This window comes from Yimella sp. RIT 621, assembly GCF_004146205.1.
GTDB classification, from domain to species: domain Bacteria; phylum Actinomycetota; class Actinomycetes; order Actinomycetales; family Dermatophilaceae; genus Yimella; species Yimella lutea.
Genome location: NZ_SEIP01000005.1, coordinates 57,691 through 74,981, shown reverse-complemented (window position 1 = coordinate 74,981; position 17,291 = coordinate 57,691). Strand labels below are relative to the sequence as shown.

General features: G+C 67.8%; 18 protein-coding genes and 1 riboswitch. Of the genes, 2 read left to right on the top strand and 16 right to left on the bottom strand.

Annotated elements, in window-relative coordinates:
* Positions 1-75 precede the first annotated feature (75 nt).
* Positions 76-1,707: an HNH endonuclease signature motif containing protein gene (locus EU513_RS06280; RefSeq protein ID WP_129625040.1), complete on the top strand. Its 1,632-nt coding sequence runs from the start codon at positions 76-78 to the stop codon at positions 1,705-1,707.
* A 178-nt stretch (positions 1,708-1,885) separates the two neighbouring features.
* On the opposite strand, the gene hisF is transcribed toward EU513_RS06280, so the two are convergent.
* Positions 1,886-2,641 (bottom strand): imidazole glycerol phosphate synthase subunit HisF, encoded by a 756-nt coding sequence (gene hisF, locus EU513_RS06275; protein WP_129625039.1) that lies wholly within the window; start codon positions 2,639-2,641, stop codon positions 1,886-1,888.
* 24 nt (positions 2,642-2,665) lie between these two features.
* On the opposite strand from hisF, the gene EU513_RS06270 reads away from it, so the two are divergent.
* Positions 2,666-3,298 carry a hypothetical protein gene (locus tag EU513_RS06270; RefSeq protein ID WP_129625038.1) on the top strand — a complete coding sequence of 211 codons (633 nt, stop codon included), beginning with the start codon at positions 2,666-2,668 and terminating at the stop codon, positions 3,296-3,298.
* Positions 3,299-3,314: 16 nt separating this feature from the next.
* On the opposite strand, the gene EU513_RS06265 is transcribed toward EU513_RS06270, so the two are convergent.
* The 15 genes from EU513_RS06265 to coaBC form a co-directional block, all read right to left on the bottom strand.
* The gene (locus EU513_RS06265; protein WP_129625037.1) at positions 3,315-3,806 is read right to left on the bottom strand and encodes a PH domain-containing protein; all 492 of its coding nucleotides are present in this window, start codon (positions 3,804-3,806) and stop codon (positions 3,315-3,317) included.
* Positions 3,807-3,813: 7 nt separating this feature from the next.
* Positions 3,814-4,659 (bottom strand): ATP phosphoribosyltransferase, encoded by an 846-nt coding sequence (gene hisG / locus EU513_RS06260; protein ID WP_129625036.1) that lies wholly within the window; start codon positions 4,657-4,659, stop codon positions 3,814-3,816.
* A gap of 48 nt (positions 4,660-4,707) precedes the next feature.
* Positions 4,708-4,971, bottom strand: a complete 264-nt coding sequence (locus EU513_RS06255) for a phosphoribosyl-ATP diphosphatase (RefSeq protein ID WP_129625035.1) — start codon at positions 4,969-4,971, stop codon at positions 4,708-4,710.
* A gap of 93 nt (positions 4,972-5,064) precedes the next feature.
* Positions 5,065-5,814 (bottom strand): nicotinamide riboside transporter PnuC, encoded by a 750-nt coding sequence (gene pnuC / locus EU513_RS06250; protein WP_129625034.1) that lies wholly within the window; start codon positions 5,812-5,814, stop codon positions 5,065-5,067.
* Positions 5,811-6,302, bottom strand: coding sequence for a 6,7-dimethyl-8-ribityllumazine synthase (gene ribH / locus EU513_RS06245; protein ID WP_129625033.1), 492 nt, complete (start codon positions 6,300-6,302; stop codon positions 5,811-5,813). The genes pnuC and ribH overlap by 4 nt, the downstream gene beginning before the upstream one ends.
* Positions 6,299-6,658, bottom strand: coding sequence for a hypothetical protein (locus tag EU513_RS06240; protein ID WP_129625032.1), 360 nt, complete (start codon positions 6,656-6,658; stop codon positions 6,299-6,301). The genes ribH and EU513_RS06240 overlap by 4 nt, the downstream gene beginning before the upstream one ends.
* Before the next feature lie 106 nt (positions 6,659-6,764).
* The gene (ribD, locus tag EU513_RS06235; protein ID WP_240795946.1) at positions 6,765-7,571 is read right to left on the bottom strand and encodes a bifunctional diaminohydroxyphosphoribosylaminopyrimidine deaminase/5-amino-6-(5-phosphoribosylamino)uracil reductase RibD; all 807 of its coding nucleotides are present in this window, start codon (positions 7,569-7,571) and stop codon (positions 6,765-6,767) included.
* Positions 7,572-7,630: 59 nt separating this feature from the next.
* Positions 7,631-7,763: riboswitch (FMN riboswitch) on the bottom strand.
* A gap of 105 nt (positions 7,764-7,868) precedes the next feature.
* A complete protein-coding gene (locus tag EU513_RS06230) occupies positions 7,869-8,738 on the bottom strand; it encodes a Rieske 2Fe-2S domain-containing protein (RefSeq protein WP_168990169.1) in 870 nt (289 codons plus the stop codon).
* Between the two features lie 101 nt (positions 8,739-8,839).
* A complete protein-coding gene (gene rpe, locus EU513_RS06225; protein ID WP_129625031.1) occupies positions 8,840-9,496 on the bottom strand; it encodes a ribulose-phosphate 3-epimerase in 657 nt (218 codons plus the stop codon).
* Between the two features lie 22 nt (positions 9,497-9,518).
* A complete protein-coding gene (locus tag EU513_RS06220) occupies positions 9,519-11,048 on the bottom strand; it encodes an RsmB/NOP family class I SAM-dependent RNA methyltransferase (protein ID WP_129625030.1) in 1,530 nt (509 codons plus the stop codon).
* Positions 11,045-11,968 (bottom strand): methionyl-tRNA formyltransferase, encoded by a 924-nt coding sequence (fmt, locus tag EU513_RS06215; protein WP_129625029.1) that lies wholly within the window; start codon positions 11,966-11,968, stop codon positions 11,045-11,047. Before fmt ends, EU513_RS06220 begins: the two co-directional genes overlap by 4 nt.
* 2 nt (positions 11,969-11,970) lie before the next feature.
* On the bottom strand, positions 11,971-12,639 hold the full coding sequence (locus tag EU513_RS06210; protein ID WP_129625028.1) for an HAD-IA family hydrolase: 669 nt from the start codon (positions 12,637-12,639) through the stop codon (positions 11,971-11,973).
* Between the two features lie 22 nt (positions 12,640-12,661).
* Positions 12,662-14,701 (bottom strand): primosome assembly protein PriA, encoded by a 2,040-nt coding sequence (locus EU513_RS06205; RefSeq protein WP_240795945.1) that lies wholly within the window; start codon positions 14,699-14,701, stop codon positions 12,662-12,664.
* Between the two features lie 72 nt (positions 14,702-14,773).
* On the bottom strand, positions 14,774-15,991 hold the full coding sequence (metK, locus tag EU513_RS06200) for a methionine adenosyltransferase (protein ID WP_129625027.1): 1,218 nt from the start codon (positions 15,989-15,991) through the stop codon (positions 14,774-14,776).
* A gap of 71 nt (positions 15,992-16,062) precedes the next feature.
* The gene (gene coaBC / locus EU513_RS06195; protein WP_129625026.1) at positions 16,063-17,283 is read right to left on the bottom strand and encodes a bifunctional phosphopantothenoylcysteine decarboxylase/phosphopantothenate--cysteine ligase CoaBC; all 1,221 of its coding nucleotides are present in this window, start codon (positions 17,281-17,283) and stop codon (positions 16,063-16,065) included.
* Positions 17,284-17,291 lie beyond the last annotated feature (8 nt).

Here is a 17,291-nt window from a genome sequence, read left to right as displayed (position 1 = left end):
CCGGTCCTTGGTGACCGACCCACCCGCGAGATCAGTGCCACGGAGGTTGTCGGTGGTCCCGCCTAGAGTCTTCTCATGGGCATCAGCTACGAGTTCTACGAACCGGAGTCTCCGGTGGAATTCGTTCTGTTGGAATCGATCTCGGATCACAAGCAGCGTTTGTTGAAACAACTGGTCGATGCATTGGGGTCGCCGTCGGAGGTCCTGGAGTTCGCGGTTCAGATGTCGCAGGACGCGTTCCACGGACTGCACGCAGACGCCCTGCAGCACCCGGGGGACATCGCCTCTGCCCGACCCGTCGATGCCGATGACCACCGCATGCTCGAGAAAGCAGTGACCGGTTCCACCCAGTTGGCATCGATCTCCCAAGCCGTGCAAGCCATGGCAATGGCGCGGTACGCCGCGATCGATGAAGAACTCGTCGATTCCGACACCGGTGTCACCGCGAAGGTCGAACACGCCCTCGGGCACCAAGCGTCGTTCGCCGACACCGACCTGGCGGCCGCGTGCCAGATGGCACCCCGCACCGCGTCGAGCAAGATGAGCAACTCCATCGACGTCTGCACCAAAACACCCGGGTTGCTCGCAGCGGCGGTCGAGGGGTCAATCCCGTACTGGAAGGTGTCCCTCGTCGCGTCCGAGCTGGTGAACGCTTCACCCGAGACGTCCCACCGGGTCGAGCAGCACCTACTCGACACCAAAGGCTTCGACACCTGGGGCTACCTGAAGGTGAAGACCGCCGCGCGGGCGCTGGTGACCCAGTGGGAAGAGGAAGCCGCGAAGAAGACCCGCCAGAAGGAAGCCAAAGAAGCCACCGGTGTCTGGGTGCGTCCCTCCGACATCCCGGGCATGGCCGAACTGCGCGCCATCGGGCCGGCCGACCAGATCGCTCGCATCTACGGAGCCGTCGACCAATTGGCTGATCAACGCTCGAAGAACCCGCCCGCAAGCGAGGGCAGCGAGACCGGTGAGTCGAAGCCGACACTCGGACAACTGCGCCTCGGCGCGTTGCACGACCTCGTCACCCGAGGCGCCGACATCTCCTACCAGGTCGTCATCCAGGTCCCAGTGGTTCGTGAAGAGCAACAGGCTGCAACAGCGGCCAAACGTGCCACCGACGACGCGGAACGCGAGCCCGAGGCGTCCCCGGATGATGGTTCACCCCCACCCGGACAGTCCACCTCATCCCCGCGAGGCCCTGACCATTCCGGAGCGCCCGCCGACACTGATGGCACCGAATCCGGCTCAACAGCACGCGAATCGGACCACTGCTACACAACGGGGTGGGCACGGATCGCAGGGATCGGGTTCATCCCACCTGAAGTCCTCGACGCGTTGATCGACCAGTTCGGTTGCCGCCTGACCCGGGCACTGGTCGACGCCGACACCGGAGTCACCTGCGAAACCTCGACAACCGCCTATGAACCTACGCCGCGGATGAGGGAGTTCGTGCAACAACGCGACCAGACCTGCCGTTTCCCCATGTGCACTAGGACCGCCATCAGGTGCGACATCGATCATGTCGTCGAATGGCCGGACGGACCCACCGCCGGGCACAACCTCGCCGCACTCTGCCGACACCATCACGACGCCAAGACCAAGAAGCACTGGGACTACGAGATGAGCGACGACGGAGTCTGTACCTGGACCTCACGCACCGGCCGCACCTACATCACCTACCCAGACTCCGTGCACGACGCTTCATGAATCAGCCCCGTAGGGTCGGGTAGCCGTTCACGGTCACCAGGTTTCGGCACATGCGCCCTCCTCCGTCGAGCGCATGGCTCAACCAGCCGTGAGGCAACGGCTCAGCACAAACCTCGGTAGGGCGCATGGCTCAACCAGCGATTCAAGGACGGTTCAGCCCGGGTAGCTCGTGCCGCGCTCAACGGACGGGGTGACCCGCGGTTCGCAGCGCGGCCTTGACCTGGTCGATCCTCAGTTGACCGAAGTGGAACACCGAGGCGGCGAGCACGGCGTCCGCGCCGGCCTCCACCGCTTGGACGAAGTGCTCGATCGTTCCGGCGCCGCCGCTCGCGATGAGCGGAACGTCCACCTCGCGTCGAACAGCGCGGATCAGCTCGAGATCGAAGCCGTCCTTGGTGCCGTCGGCGTCCATCGAATTCAACAAGATCTCGCCGGCACCGAGTTCGCACGCCCGCACGCACCACTCGATGGCTTCGAGACCGGCGGATTCGCGTCCACCGTGGGTGGTCACCTCGAACGAGCCATCCGCCGTCCGTCGCACATCGGCCGAAAGCACCAGCACCTGCGAACCGAACCGATCGGCGATCTCCCGAATCACCTGCGGTCGGGCGATGGCGCCGGTGTTGATCCCGACCTTGTCGGCCCCGGCCCGCAGCAGGCGATCGACGTCCCCGGCCTCCCGCACCCCCCCGCCGACGGTCAACGGAATGAACACTTCTTCGGCGGTCCGACGGACCACGTCGTACGTGGTTTCCCGGCCGGCCGAGCTGGCGGTGACGTCGAGGAAGGTCAGTTCGTCGGCACCCTGGTCGTCGTATCGGTGGGCCAGTTCGACCGGGTCGCCCGCGTCGCGCAATCCGGTGAAGTTCACTCCCTTGACCACCCGACCGGCGTCGACGTCGAGACACGGGATCACACGCACTGCAACCGACATGCGGCACAGCGTAATCTTCGGCACGTGACCGAGACCCCGACAGCTCAGCAGGCGGATGCCGCCGACCATACGAGCCGCCTACAGGCGAAGAACCCCATGGTCGAGAAGATCGCCCGCGCAGCGCTTCAGCGGGCCGGCGAGATCACCGACCGCCCCGTGATGATCACGATCGACGGACGCTCCTCGACCGGCAAGACCACCCTCGCCGGCGAGTTGTCGACGGTGCTGGACAACGCGCCCGTCGTCCACATGGACGACCTCTACCCCGGCTGGAACGGCCTGGCAGCTGCCCTGCCGGCACTCACGGACGACATCCTGATCCCGTTGCGAGGCAACGAGGTTTCCACCTATCAGCAGTACGACTGGATCGAGGGCGACTTCACTGCAGAGTTGTTCGTGGAGCCCGCGCCGTACGTGATCGTCGAAGGATGCGGCTGCAGTGTCGGCCCGGCGGGTCAGCTGAGCGACGTCCGGGTGTGGCTGGAAGCAGACGATGACCTACGCCGCGCCCGTGGACTCGTCCGCGACGCAGGCGCGTTCGACGAGCACTGGGACACGTGGGCCGAGCAGGAAGAATCCTTGTTCACCGGTGACGAGACCCGCGAACACGCCGACCTGGTCTTCGACACCAGCCACTTGCTCCGCGAATCCGCCTGAACAAGAAAGACTTCGGTCAGCCGACGGATTCGTCCGGGTAGGCGTTGGCCTCCACCAATGCTGCCATTCGTTGCGCCTCGGCCTGGGCGAACTCGCCGTCGGCGCGTTGTACCGCCATCACGGCGAGCTGTTCGGTGTCCGCGAGATCGAGGATCAGCCACGGTGACCCACCGCCGAACTGGACGCCGAGGATCTCCTCCCAGGCGACCTCTCGGGTGAGGAAGAGGTTGCGCACGATCAAGCCCTTGTCGGTGGGCACGGCCTTGATCGCGGTGTAGCGCCAAAGGAACGCAGCCATGCCGACGCCGAGCAGGAACATCATGAGCGCGTCCAGGACGGTCCACCCGGTGACGCCGCCGCGGGGCAGGTTGATGGCCACGAAACCGAAGACCGCGATCGAGGCAAGCCCCGCCACCAGCGGCACCCACCGTCCGCTGCGGGGCCGGAACGGCGCGTACGGGTCGTGGTCGCCCGAATGGTGTGGGTCGGAACCGCTCGGGGTGTTCATCGAGAACTCACAATCGGCAGGCAGCGATCTCTGTCACCAGGATGGCACGAGCACCCAGGTCGTAGAGCTCGTCCATCAGGGCGTTCGTGCGCTTGCGCGGCACCATCGCACGCACCGCGACGTAGTCCGGGTCGTGCAACGGGGAAATCGTCGGTGACTCCAGGCCGGGAGTGATCGCGGACGCCTTCTCGACGAGGTCCTTGCGGATGTCGTAGTCGAGCATCACGTAGTCGCGGGCCGTGAGCACACCCTGCAAGCGGCGGACCAGGACGTCGACCGCGGGGTTCGCGCCGGCCTCCGCCGGACGGATCAGTACGGCTTCGCTCTTCAGGATCGGCTCGCCGAACACCTCGAGCCCGGCGTTGCGCAGGGTGGTACCGGTCTCCACGACATCCGCGATGACGTCGGCGACACCGAGGGTGACCGCGGTCTCGACGGCGCCGTCCAGTCGGACGACGGACGCCTCGACACCGGCGTTCTCCAGATCGGATTCGACGAGACCTTCGAAGCTCGTGGCGACGCGCTTACCCGCGAGGTCGCCCACCGAGGAAGCGACGCCCGGGCGCGCGGCGTACCGGAAGGTGGAGGCACCGAAGCCGAGCTGCATGGCCTCGATCGCCGGCGCTCCGGAATCGAGCAGCAGATCGCGGCCGGTGATGCCGACATCGAGCGTCCCGCGTCCGACGTACACGGCGATGTCCCGTGGTCGCAGGAAGAACAGTTCGACGTCGTTGTCGGCGTCGACGACGACCAATTCCTTCGACTCACGACGACCGCGGTAACCCGCCTCGCGCATGATCTCGGCGGCGGACTCGGCGAGGCTGCCCTTGTTCGGCATGGCGACTCGCAACATGGTGAAACTCCTTGTGCAGATTGAGGATCGGCTCGAACCACTCGAGGCTCAGAGATGTCGGTAGACGTCCTCCAACGCGATGCCGCGCTCCAGCATCAGCACCTGCAGGTGGTAGAGCAGCTGGCTGATCTCCTCGGCGGCTTTGTCGTTGCCCTCGTACTCGGCGGCCATCCACACCTCGGCAGCCTCCTCGACGATCTTCTTGCCGATGAAGTGGACGCCGGCGTCGATCTCTGCGACCGTGCCGGATCCTTCGGGGCGCTCGGCTGCCTTGTCCTGCAGCTCGGCCCACAACTGCTCGAAGCTCTTCACGGGGCACAAGGGTACGCAGCGGGGCGGAGCCCGCGGACGAGCGGCCGGGACGTGGACTCGTCCACGTGACCCCGGCCACTCGCCGGGTGGGGGTCAGGCCGTGGCCGGTCGGCTCCCGCGCTCTCGCCGGGTCACCTTCACCCACTGGGTGAACCCGTAGATCACGAACAGCCCGTAGAAGATGTACATGACCGCTGTGGGCACATAGTCGGTGGCGAACCCGAACGGCACTCCCACCAGGTCGACCACGATCCACGCCAGCCAGAACTCGTTCCAGGCGCGGGCCATCGCGTACGTCGCGACGATCGACCCGACGAACACCCATGCGTCGCACCAGGCGAACCACCATTCCGGCGTCCAGTGCGGGTTGGCGTTCGCGTCCAGGATCGCCTGGAAGACGGCGTGGGCGATCACCGTTCCCACGATCCAGAAGGCCGCCATCAGCAGGCGTTCCTTGTTTGTCGCCCACCGCGGGGTGACGGCCGCCTCGGACGCCTCCGCGCGCTTGTTCTTGCGGTGCTGGTTCCACCGCCACCAGCCGTAGATGCTGGTGACGATGAAGAAGATCTGTCGCCCGGCCTGCCCGAACAGCGGGATGCGGGTGTCAGTGCCGAACGCGGCTCCGATGTAGACGAAGAACAGCATGATGTTGGCGACGATGCCGACCGGCCACGCCCACACCCAGCGCTTCATACCGAGGTAGGCGGACGCGACACCGATGAGCACACCGATCAACTCGAGCCAGTGCAGTTGGTACTTGCCGATGTCGAGGTGCCATTCCAACAGCTGCTGGAAGAAGTTATGCTCGCCGCCCGCGGCAGCGGCCAGCACGGTCGTTCTCATGCTTGTTCTCCTGATGTGTGTCGTGACGCGTCGCGAAGCGTACGCGCGGTCGCCAAGGCCGCAGTCGCGGCCTCGTATCCCTTGTCCTCACTCGAACCGGGCAAACCGGCCCGATCCAGAGCCTGCTGATCGTCGTCGGACGTCAACACCCCGAACCCGACCGGGACGCCGGTGCGCACCGAGACCTCGGTGAGGCCGACGGTGGCTGCCTGGCAGACGTAGTCGAAGTGCGGTGTCCCGCCCCGAACCACCACGCCCAGCGCGACGACCGCGTCATGGTCGGCGGCCAGACGCGCCGCTGCGACTGGGAGTTCGAAGGACCCCGGGACGCGGACGACGGTGGCGTCCGCGACGCCGGCATCGTCCAGGGACCGCTGTGCTCCGGCGAGCAGGCCGTCCATCACCTGTTCGTGCCAACTCGCGGCGACGACAGCGACCCTCAGACCGCGCCCGTCGACCTGGACGGTCGGTGCTCCGTGTCCGCTCATACGGTCGCTCCTTCGTGGATGTCGGGAAGGTCGCGACCCATCCGGTCACGTTTGGTCTGTAGGTAGCGCAGATTGTGATCGCTGACGCGCACCGGTGACGGCTCCATCGAACCAACCTCGATTCCGTTGTCCTGCAACCCGAGTCGCTTTGCGGGGTTGTTGCTGATCAGCCGAACATCGCAGATGTCGAGGCTGTGCAGGATCGCTGCTGCCGCCGCGTACTCCCGGGCGTCGACCGGCAGGCCGACGCCGCGACCCTCGTGACCACGCAGGTAGACGGGACTCGTCGTCGGCGACGAGCATCGGACGTCCGTCTCGTAGCGCCTGGAGTGCGTCCTCGATGGAGTTGAGTTCATGCCCTGACCTCCTCGACGTCCCTCGCCCCCACCACGATCTGGGCTGAATCGCCCTGCCGTTCAATGCTTTCGACGCGTCCGAGTTCCTGGATGATTCCGGTGAACATCAGATTTCTCCTTCGGGTTCGAGCAGCCGGCTGTCCGCCGGAAGGTCACGGTGCCCGACGACGACCCGTAGCGGGTCGTGTCCGGTGTACGCCGAGCAGCGAGCGGTGAGGGCCGGGTCGTCCGTCAGCGCGGTGCCGGTTCCCACGACGATCGCGCCGGAGCGCGCGCGCAGCGCGTGGACGTCCGCCCGGGACGCGTCCCCGGTGATCCACCTGCTGCTGCCGTCGGCCGCGGCGATACGGCCGTCGAGGGTGGTCGCGTACTTCCACGTCACGTGGGGCCGGCCGTGCTCGGCCGCGAAGAACCAACCTTCGTTCAGCGCTCTCGAGGACTGTTCGAAGCGCGGGGACGCCTTTTCGACGGGGATTCCGGCCTCACGCAGCAGCGCTGCTCCGCCGCCTGCTCGCTCCGACGGATCCGCCGCTACGAAAACCACACGCTCGACCCCGGCGTCGATGAGCGCCTGTGCACACGGCGGCGTTCGTCCGACATGCGTGCAGGGTTCGAGCGTGATGAAAGCCGTTGCGCCCCGGGCCGATTCGCCGGACTGTGCGAGTGCGGCGGCTTCGGCGTGGGCCGTGCCCGCGCCTGCGTGGAAGCCCTCCCCGACGACCACTTCGTCTCGCACGAGAACGCAACCGACGCGTGGATTGGGGTCGACGAGAGAGCCGAGCGCGGCGAGTGCCAGCGCACGGTCGAGCATCTGCTCGTCCTGGGGGCTGAGCGCCATCGGTTCCTTCGGTCGTCCGTCATGGACGTGAACCGGGGCGATGGCGAACGCCAGGAAACCCGCACGGGCTGACATCGAATGATGCACACCCGCAGGGCACCCTGCGTGCTCAGAGAATGCCGAAGCAGACCCTGAACGTGCGCCTCCCATCCGGACTTTCACCGTCGGTCCCGGAATTCCACCAGGTCAACCGCTCACCTCCGAAGAGGATCACGGGTCGCGGACTGTCACCGCCGGCTCAGAGTTTCGCTGACCCCGGAGCACGTTTCGCCGATCAGTATGACACTTCCCGTCCAGGTACTCGACCGGCTGGGTGGTCTCGGTGATCGCGTCATCCTCTTGCGCGGCAATGCCGACCGCGAAGGCTGAGGTTCAGGACGCCTTGACCAGCACCCGCCCGTCGGCGATCTTCACGTCCCAGCTGGGCTGCTCGACCGACGCCGGACCACGCATCGGCTTGCCGTCCCTCAGTCTGAATTCGCTTCCGTGCCAAGGGCATCGGATGCATCCGTCCTGGACTGTTCCTTCGTCGAGCGGGCCACCGGCGTGCGTGCACACGGACGACAGCGCGTACACCCGGTCGTTCTGTTCGATGAGTACCACCGAGACACCGTCCGCCGTCACCCGCATCGGCGTGCCAGGGGTGAGATCGACGCGGGCAGCGACGTCGGTCCAGTCGTCCGTGCGGTGCTCGAACGCGGTGTGGTTGACACCTACACCCTTGACGAACGACAGGTGTCCACCGAGGTAACCGGCCCCCGCGGTGAGACCGACCCCTGCCAGGCTCAGCAGCCGCCCGGTGGAATGCCGACCCTTCCCACGCGCCACCCAGGACGCGACCTGCAGGACGGTGGCGGCCGAGTTGGCAGCGGCGTGCACCAACCCGACCCGCTGTTCGGCTCCGTAGCTGTCCGACCAGTCGGACGCCCCGGTGGCCGCAGTGGGAACGGAGGCGAGGATCCCCACCCCCACCAACCGGCGCGCCGCCGCGGCGTCTGCTCCGGTGAGGTCGAGCACGGTCGCCATGGCGTACGCGCCGATCGGCACGTCGGACAGAACCGGATGGATCGGGTGGCCGAGGAAGGTGCCGGAAAGGATGTTCTTGACCGCCTTGTTGCCGGTCAATCTGCCGACGAAGCCGGCGTACGGCTCACTGATCTTGTCGAGGCCGCCCATCTCCTCGATCGTGCTGACCACAGTGCCTATCGGGTTGCTCGTCGGGTTGCTCGTCGGGTTGCTCATGACAGATTCTCCGTTTCGCAGGGGTCGCCGAGCCGGCGGCGCATACTCCTGCGTACCACTCGAGCGCAGTCGGCGGTAGTCGTTCGGCCTGTGGATCGTCGTCAGTGGACGCAGGATGCGGCCAGCTCGCGCAGTTCGTCGACTGCGGCCGCCGCGTCATCGGCGCCGTAGACCGCCGACCCGGCGACGAAGACATCGGCCCCCGCCTCGGCGCATTGCTCGATGGTCTTGGCGGACACTCCCCCGTCGACCTGCACCCAGATGTCGCCGCCGTGTTTGCGGGCGGCCTCGCGCACCTGACGCACCTTCGGCATCTGGTCCGCCATGAACGACTGGCCACCGAACCCGGGTTCGACGGTCATCACCAGCACCATGTCGAGTTCGGGCAGGAGTTCCTCGTACGGAGCGAAGTCGGTGCCCGGCTTGATCGCCATCGACGCACGGGCTCCCGCCGACCGAAGCGCTCGGGCCAGCTTCACCGGGTCCTTCGCGGCCTCGATGTGGAAGGTGACACTCTGTGCCCCTGCCTCGGCGTACTTCGGTGCCCAGTGGTCGGGGTCGTCGATCATCAGGTGGCAGTCCAGCGGCATCGGCGCCACCTTCAGCAGCGACTCCACGACCGGCAGGCCGAGCGTGAGATTCGGCACGAAGTGCGCGTCCATGACGTCGACGTGTGCCCACTCGGCATTGCCGATCCGCTTCAGCTCGGCCTCGAGGTTGGCGAAGTCAGCGGACAGGATGCTCGGTGCGATCTGCATGTGGGACATACCTTTTCGGGAGTCAGACGGACGTGGACTGCTTGCGCAGCAGGGCGAAGAACATCGCGTCGGTGTCGTGCAGATGCGGCCACAACTGAACGCCGGGGCCGTCGCCGAGGTCGGGAATCTGCTTGCCCGTCGCGTCCTTGAAGTACGGCCGAGCGTCCTCCTGGACCACCTCCGGGTGTCGCTTCAACGCGTCAGCGACAACCGCGGTGGTCTCGGCGGTGTGCGGGCTGCAGGTCGCGTAGCCGATGACTCCGCCGGGGCGGGTCGCCGCGATCGCCGAGTCGAGCAGTTCACCCTGCAGCGTGGTCAGACCGGCGACGTCGGACGCCGACTTGCGCCACCTCGCTTCCGGACGACGACGCAATGCGCCCAGGCCCGTGCAGGGAGCGTCGACCAGCACCTTGTCGTAGGTGTCGGGTTCTTCGGCTCCGAGTTCCCGGCCGTCACCGGTACCGATCATCACCTCGATACCCGACTGCAGCGCCGCGGCCATCGTCCGCCGCACCAGGTCGGTGCGATGTTCGCTGACCTCGTTGACGAACAACACCGAATCCTGTTCTGCCGCAAGGCAAGCCAACAGAGCCGCCTTGCCGCCGGGCCCGGCGCACAGGTCGAGCCATTCCTGCTGATCACCCTCGACGGGCACCGATGCCAAAGCGAGGGCGAGCAGTTGTGAGCCCTCGTCCTGCACAGCAGCACGCGTGTCGCGCACAGCGCGGATGGCTCCGGGGTCTCCCCCCGACATCCGGGCACCGAACGGCGACAGGCGCGACGGCGTCGCCCCCTCGTCGAGCAGTTCCTCGACCGTTGCCAGGTGCGGACGGGCGACGAGCATGACGTCGGCCGGGTCGTTGTCCGCCTCGAGCAACCGCCGCAGTTCGGCATCGACATTCTCCGCAGCCGCGGCACCCGAGCCGATCAGCGCACCCCGCAGGGCCCGGACGATCCACTCGGGGTGGGAGTGCTCGACCGCCAACGCGGCGAGCGGCTCACGTCCGGCGGTCACCTCGGCGACCCATTCCTCGCGGGTGCGTTCGCTGACCCGACGCAGCACGGCGTTGACGAACCCGGCCGCGCCCGCACCGTTGACCTCGCGGGCCAGGGCCACGGTCTCGGACGCGGCGGCGTGTGACGGCACTCGCATGCCGAGCAACTGGTGTGCGCCGAGGCGAATGGTGTCGAGCACGGCGGGGTCGATCTGCGACGCACCGCGTCCGGCGGCATGCTCGATGATCCGGTCGTAGAGGCCATGCATCCGCAACGTGCCGTAAGCGAGCTCGCTCGCAAACGCGGCGTCGCGTCCACTGATCCTGTTGTCGCGCAACGCTTTCGGCATAGCGATGTTGGCGTATGCGTCGTTGTCGTGCACCTGTCGCAGGACGTCCCACGCCACCCGTCGTGCCGGGTCCCCGCTGCGGCGGCGCTCGGCGGGCCGCTGCTCGGACCTGGCTCGGTCGGACGTGCGACGCGCCTGCGGACGCTGCCGGCCTTTGGCGTTGCGGTATTCGTCGTGGTTCCTGCCGGACTGCTCGGAGTCGCTCATGCCAGTGACTCCCCTTCCTCGATACGTGCGCCGCGCGCCCAGTCGGGCGCCGGTACTGCCTTCTTGCCGTGCGGCTGCACGATGCCGAGTTCGACAGCGCCCGATCCCGTGCCCACGAACACCGCCTTCTTGGTCACCCGAAGCTCACCTGGCGCAAGGCCTGGCTCGTCGACCGGACGAGCCGACCCGATCTTCAGGCGGGCGTCCCGGAACATCGTCCATGCGCCCGGGGCCGGTGAACAGGCGCGCACCCGGCGATCGATCGCGAATGCCGGCTCGTGCCAACGGATCCGAGCGTCGTCAACGGTTATCTTCGGCGCCGTCGAGACGCCTTCGGCGGGCTGCGGAACAGGGGTGATCGTGCCCTCTTCCATCGCGTCGAGGGTGGCGACCAACAGGCCGGCGCCTGCGCCGGCGAGCCGCTGCAGCAGGTCGCCCGAGGTGTCGCTCGGTTTGATCGTCTCGGTCATCGTGCCCAGCACCGGTCCGGTGTCCATACCCTGTTCGAGCAGGAAGGTCGTGGCACCGGTGACGTCGTCGCCGTGCAGCAAGGCGTGCTGGACGGGGGCCGCACCGCGCCAGGCAGGCAGCAGCGAGAAGTGCAGATTCACCCAGCCGTGTCGCGGGATGTCGAGCACCGCACGCGGCACAAGGGCACCGTACGCGACCACGGGGCACACGTCGGGCTGCAGCGCGCGCAGCCACTCCTGGAAATCCGGTTCCTTGGGATGCCCCGGGGTGGAGACCGGCAGGCCTTCCCGGACCGCGACCTCCTTCACCGGTGACGGTCGTAGCGAGCGTCCGCGCCCGGCAGGAGCGTCCGGCCGGGACACGACGCCGACCACCTCGTGCCGGGACTCGAGCAGGGCCTGCAGGGAAGGAACGGCGGGTTCAGGAGTGCCCGCGAAGACGATGCGCACGCTCAGGCCACCGGACGCACGTCGTACCCGCGGGCGGCGAGGTCCTGACGAAGATCCTCTGGACCGGTGAACTGGACGGCGTCGATGCCGGCTTCGACGGCCGACTGCACGTTGACGATCGAGTCGTCGATGAACAGGAAGTCGTCGATGCCGCCGATGTGGTCGGTGCGCTCGGCAAGCACCTCCCAGATCTCCGGGTCGGGCTTGACGACGCCCTCCTCGCCGGACACGACGATGTCCTCGAAGATCTCCAGGAAGTCGTACTGCTGTTCCGCGAGCGCGAAGAGGTCGGCATTCCAGTTGGTGAGCGCCACCAGGGGTACACCGGCCCGGTCGAGTTCACGCAGCACCTCGATCGAACCCTCGATCGGGCTGAGCGAGGCGGTGAAGTTGTCGATGTAGGCCTGCGCGGCGGGCTCCAGTTCCGGAAACCGGGCGCGGACGTCGGCCACGGCCTGCGCGGGTGTACGTCCGGCGTCGTTGGTGAGATTCCAGGCGAAGAAATCGAACTCGGGATGGTGCACGAATTCTCGCGCCTTGTCCGGCCCGAGTGCGGCCGCCACCGCGTCCTGCGGGATCCACCGGATCAGGACGTTGCCGAGGTCGAAGATCACGGCTTCGGCCGGGGCGGGTGCGAAGCGTTCGTCATCGAGGTCGATGTCGAGATCCATGCCGGAAACCGTATCGCCCGGATCAGAGGGTCGATCCGTCCGGGTCGACCCGTACGGACAGGTGGTCCTTGGCCCTCGCGAGGCTGCGCGAAGTACGCAACGCGGTGATGGCGCCCGAGGCCTGCCCGGCGCGGTCCGCCGGGGCTCGCAGCAGCAATCGCACCTGGGGTTCCGGGCCCGGGAGCGGTGCCGGACCGAAGCGCTCGAGCCAGCCGGGGACGGTGGACGCCGCCGCCGTCACTGCGTCCGGCGTACCGGTGAGCGTGGCCGTCCAGCGGGTGGGTGGTAGGTCGAGCGCGGTGCGCTCGGCGAGTTCGCTCTCGGCGAGGGCCGCTGGGGCCCATCGCACCAGATGCCGCACGACCGGCGACGTCGCCTCCGCGCCGGCGAGCACGACCACTCCGCCGTCGTCCGCCGAACGGCACAGTGCCGCGGCTGCCAACCACTGGCGCATCGCTTGTTCGTTGCTCTGCAGGGACGGCCGGTCGAGCATTGCCCACGCGTCGAGCAGGAGGACGGCTGAATACCCTTGCTCGGCAACGGGTTCCGCACCCGGTGTGGAGATCACGAGGGCCGGTGCTGCGGGCACGCGGGCAACGATCTGGCCCGCTCCGGATCGCACGACCGGCACACCCGGGAACGCGCGTCCCAGTTCCTCGGCGGTGCGCCGAGCACCGATGACGGATGCTCGCAGGCGGGTGTCATCGCACTCGGGACACCGGAACCCGTCCACTCGCGTGTCGCACCACGCGCAGTGCGGAGCTTGGTCGGAGCCGGCGAGTTGCAGCGGGCCGTGGCAGGTCGGGCACTGCGCCGCGTGACCACAGGTGACACAGCGCAACCGGGGAACGTATCCGCGGCGAGGCACCTGCACCAGCACCGGTCCGGTCTGCAGTCCGTCGTGCAATGCCTTCCAGGCGCTGGCCGGCAGGCGAGCATGCGCCGCCGGGCCGTGCCGCTCCACCTCGCGGTCGTCGCCGGCGACGTTGACCCGGGGCAACTGCGCCCGGACGGGCCGGGCCTCCACAGAGACGACCCTTCCTTCGTCCATCCATTGCGCGACGGCGACGGAGCGCGCAAACCCGCCGAGCACGAGGGCGGCCGCGGAGTCGAGATGTCGGCGCCACAGGATGTCGCGGGTGGTGGGGTACGGAGCCCGCGGTTCGGTGAGCAGGTTGTCGCCGTCGTCCCAGCACAGCATCAGGCCGAGGTCGTGCACCGGCGCGAATGCCGCGGCGCGGTTGCCGACCACGCATTGCACATGACCCCGCAGCACCTTGAGCCAGGCGGTGTAACGCGCCTGTGGCCCCTGGTCAGCGGTGAGTCGGACATAGGAGTCCTTGCCGATCTGGTCATCGAGTTCGCGCGCGACGCGTTCGACGTCGCGGTGATCGGGGACGGTGATGATGACCCCCCGCTTGGCGGACAGGGCCGCTCGGGCGGCGTCGGCGAGCGCCCGCGGCCAATCGAGTGCCGGATCCGTGCTCGGCAGAGCGAGCCAGGACGCTGCGGGCGCCTGCCCTGCTCCGATCCGGCGCAGTAATGCCGGCCCCGCCGGGTAACGCGCCCAAGCCGCGCTCGTCTCCAGCAGCGGCGTCCACGGCGCACTGCCTTCGGTCGCCAGCGCGCCCTCGGCCCGGGCATGACGGGGTGGAACAGCGAGCCGGACGACGTCGGACACCGACCCGGCCTGGTCGGTGGCGATCTGTCGGCACAGACGCAGAATCTCGGGAGTGAGCACCGGTTCGTCGGAGACGACGGTGCGCAGCGGGACGAGTTTGCCGACGTGCTCGGCCGTCGCCGTGCGCTGGAGGAGGTAACCGGTGACGTCCTGTGCGCCGAAGCGCACCTTGACCCGCACGCCGGGCCGTGCGGCCTCGTCCAGGTCGGCCGGGACGGCATACTCGAAGGTGCGATCGAGGTGGGCGACGCCGAGGTCGAGCATTACCACCGCCACCGGATCGAACTGCGCGAGCGTCGGCTCCGGACGCTGCTTCTTCGCCCGCGCGGCGGTCCGCAGCAGTTCCAACTGCTGCGGTGTCGCCGGGTGCTCGTCTGCCACGGGATCGTTCTATCAGCCGTCGACGACACGCCGGTCGATCAGTCCACCGGAGCACGAAATCCGCGTGAGCGACTATCGGGCTGCGGCCTGGAGCTGCTCGACGCGGTTGGTCTGCTCCCAGGTGAACGGGTTGTCGACACCGTCTGCGGTGGTGCGGCCGAAGTGGCCGTACGCAGCGGTCGGCTTGTAGATCGGACGCAGCAGGTCGAGCTGCTCCACGATCGCAGCCGGACGCAGGTCGAAGACCGAGGTGATCGCAGCCTGGATCTTGTCGGCCGGGACGGCCTCGGTGCCGAAGGTCTCGATGTACAGACCGACCGGCTGCGCCTTGCCGATGGCGTAGGCGACCTGCACCTCGCAGCGCGTGGCCAGGCCCGCGGCAACGACGTTCTTGGCGACCCAACGCATCGCGTACGCGGCCGAACGGTCCACCTTCGAGGGGTCCTTGCCGGAGAACGCGCCGCCACCGTGGCGTGCCATGCCGCCGTACGTGTCGACGATGATCTTGCGGCCGGTGAGGCCGGCGTCGCCCATCGGGCCACCGATGACGAACTTGCCGGTCGGGTTGATCAGCTTGCGGTAGCTGCTGACGTCGAGGCTGTTGCCACTCGCGGCGAGTTCCTCCAGCACCGGCTTGATGACGTGCTGGTCGATGTCGGGCTCGAGCATCCCGGTGAGCGAGATGTCCTCCGAGTGCTGGGTCGACAGCACGACCGTGTCGAGTTTGACGGCCTTGTCACCCTCGTAGGAGATGGTGACCTGGGTCTTACCGTCGGGGCGCAGGTAGGCCAGCTCGCCACTCTTGCGGACAGCGGTGAGGCGCTCGGACAGGCGGTGCGCGAGGAAGATCGGCAGCGGCATCAGCTCAGCGGTGTCGTCGCACGCGTACCCGAACATCAGCCCCTGGTCGCCGGCGCCCTGCGCGTCCAGCGCCTCGGTGCCGCCCTCGGCACGGTGCTCGTGGGCCTGGTCGACGCCCTGGGCGATGTCGACCGACTGCTCACCGATGGAGATGGACACGCCACAGGAGTTGCCGTCGAAGCCCTTGAGCGAGCTGTCGTAGCCGACCTCCATGATGGTCTCGCGCACGAGCTTGGCGATCGGCACGTAGCTCTCGGTACGCACCTCACCGGCGACGTGCACCAGGCCGGTGGTCACCATCGTCTCGACGGCGACACGGGAGTTCGGGTCCTGCGCGAGCATCGCGTCCAGGATCGAGTCGCTGATCTGGTCACAGATCTTGTCCGGGTGTCCCTCGGTCACCGACTCGGACGTGAAAAGGCGTGCCACCTGTTATCTCCTTCGTTGCAGCGGCTGCTGGCTTGTGTCGACCCGTCGCCGGGCCGACCTGAGTGTAAAGGTCAGGAGAGGTCCTGACCCACCGCGTCCCACACCGTGTCGGCGATCAGATTCTTGTCCGCCGGACCCACCGTGACGGGCTCCTGCCCCGGACGCATCAGGTGGACGGTGCTGGTGTCCTGCCCGAAGGTGACTCCGTCCCCCACCTCATTGGCGACGAGCAGGTCGCACTTCTTGCGTTCCAACTTGGCTCGGGCATGAGTGAGGACGTCACCGTGCTCGTCACCGGTCTCGGCGGCGAACCCGACGATGTACGGCGTGCGCGAGTCGCCGCGTGCTTCGACCAGGCCGGCCAGGATGTCGGGGTTGCGCACCAACTCGACGGTGGGTGCATCCGGGTCACCGGCAGCGAAACCCTTCTTGATCTTGGCGGCGGAAACCTGCGCCGGACGGAAGTCGGCGACGGCTGCGGCCATCACGATGACGTCGGCCCCGCCGGCGAGTGCCTTCATCTCACGTTCGAGCTCGAGTGCGGTCTCGACCTTCACCAGGTCGACGCCGCCGGGCACCGGCAAGGAGGCCGTCGACACGAGCGTCACCCGGGCGCCCCGGCGCGCGGCCGAAGCGGCGAGCGCGTACCCCTGCTTGCCGGAGGAACGATTGCCCAGATAGCGCACCGGATCGAGCGGTTCACGGGTGCCGCCCGCGCTGATCACGACGTGTTTGCCGTTGAGTTCGTCATCGGGGCCGCAGCTCACGCCCTCGAGGTAGCAGCGGCAGTGCTCGAAGATGTCCTCGGGCTCCGGCAGGCGTCCCGGGCCGGTGTCCGCGCCGGTGAGGCGACCGGACGCCGGCTCGACGACATCGATGCCTCGCTCGCGCAGCGTGCTGACGTTGGCAACCGTCGCCGGGTGCGTCCACATCTCCGTGTGCATCGCCGGCGCGAGCACGACCGGGCAGCGTGCGGTGAGCAGGGTGTTGGTCAGCAGATCGTCGGCCAGACCGTGCGCCGCCTTCGCGAGCAGGTCGGCAGTGGCCGGCGCGACGACCACCAGGTCGGCCTCCTGGCCGATCCGGACGTGCGGCACGCGATGCACGTCGTCCCAGACCTGGTCGCTGACCGGTTTACCGGACAGCGCCGCCCAGGTGGGAGCGCCGACGAACTTCAGCGCGGACGCCGTGGGCACGACGGTGACGTCGTGCCCGGACTCGGTGAATCGGCGAAGGAGGGTGCACGCCTTGTACGCGGCGATACCTCCGCCGACACCGAGAACGATGCGCATGCCGGTGG

What these genes read in the sequence shown, in the direction of transcription:
- EU513_RS06280 (WP_129625040.1), top strand. Translation starts at nt 76, where the DNA reads ATGGGCATCAGCTACGAGTTCTACGAACCGGAGTCTCCGGTGGAATTC.
- hisF (WP_129625039.1), bottom strand. Translation starts at nt 2,641, where the DNA reads ATGTCGGTTGCAGTGCGTGTGATCCCGTGTCTCGACGTCGACGCCGGT.
- EU513_RS06265 (WP_129625037.1), bottom strand. Translation starts at nt 3,806, where the DNA reads ATGAACACCCCGAGCGGTTCCGACCCACACCATTCGGGCGACCACGAC.
- hisG (WP_129625036.1), bottom strand. Translation starts at nt 4,659, where the DNA reads ATGTTGCGAGTCGCCATGCCGAACAAGGGCAGCCTCGCCGAGTCCGCC.
- pnuC (WP_129625034.1), bottom strand. Translation starts at nt 5,814, where the DNA reads ATGAGAACGACCGTGCTGGCCGCTGCCGCGGGCGGCGAGCATAACTTC.
- ribH (WP_129625033.1), bottom strand. Translation starts at nt 6,302, where the DNA reads ATGAGCGGACACGGAGCACCGACCGTCCAGGTCGACGGGCGCGGTCTG.
- EU513_RS06240 (WP_129625032.1), bottom strand. Translation starts at nt 6,658, where the DNA reads ATGAACTCAACTCCATCGAGGACGCACTCCAGGCGCTACGAGACGGAC.
- ribD (WP_240795946.1), bottom strand. Translation starts at nt 7,571, where the DNA reads ATGTCAGCCCGTGCGGGTTTCCTGGCGTTCGCCATCGCCCCGGTTCAC.
- EU513_RS06230 (WP_168990169.1), bottom strand. Translation starts at nt 8,738, where the DNA reads ATGAGCAACCCGACGAGCAACCCGACGAGCAACCCGATAGGCACTGTG.
- rpe (WP_129625031.1), bottom strand. Translation starts at nt 9,496, where the DNA reads ATGCAGATCGCACCGAGCATCCTGTCCGCTGACTTCGCCAACCTCGAG.
- EU513_RS06220 (WP_129625030.1), bottom strand. Translation starts at nt 11,048, where the DNA reads ATGAGCGACTCCGAGCAGTCCGGCAGGAACCACGACGAATACCGCAAC.
- EU513_RS06210 (WP_129625028.1), bottom strand. Translation starts at nt 12,639, where the DNA reads ATGGATCTCGACATCGACCTCGATGACGAACGCTTCGCACCCGCCCCG.
- coaBC (WP_129625026.1), bottom strand. Translation starts at nt 17,283, where the DNA reads ATGCGCATCGTTCTCGGTGTCGGCGGAGGTATCGCCGCGTACAAGGCG.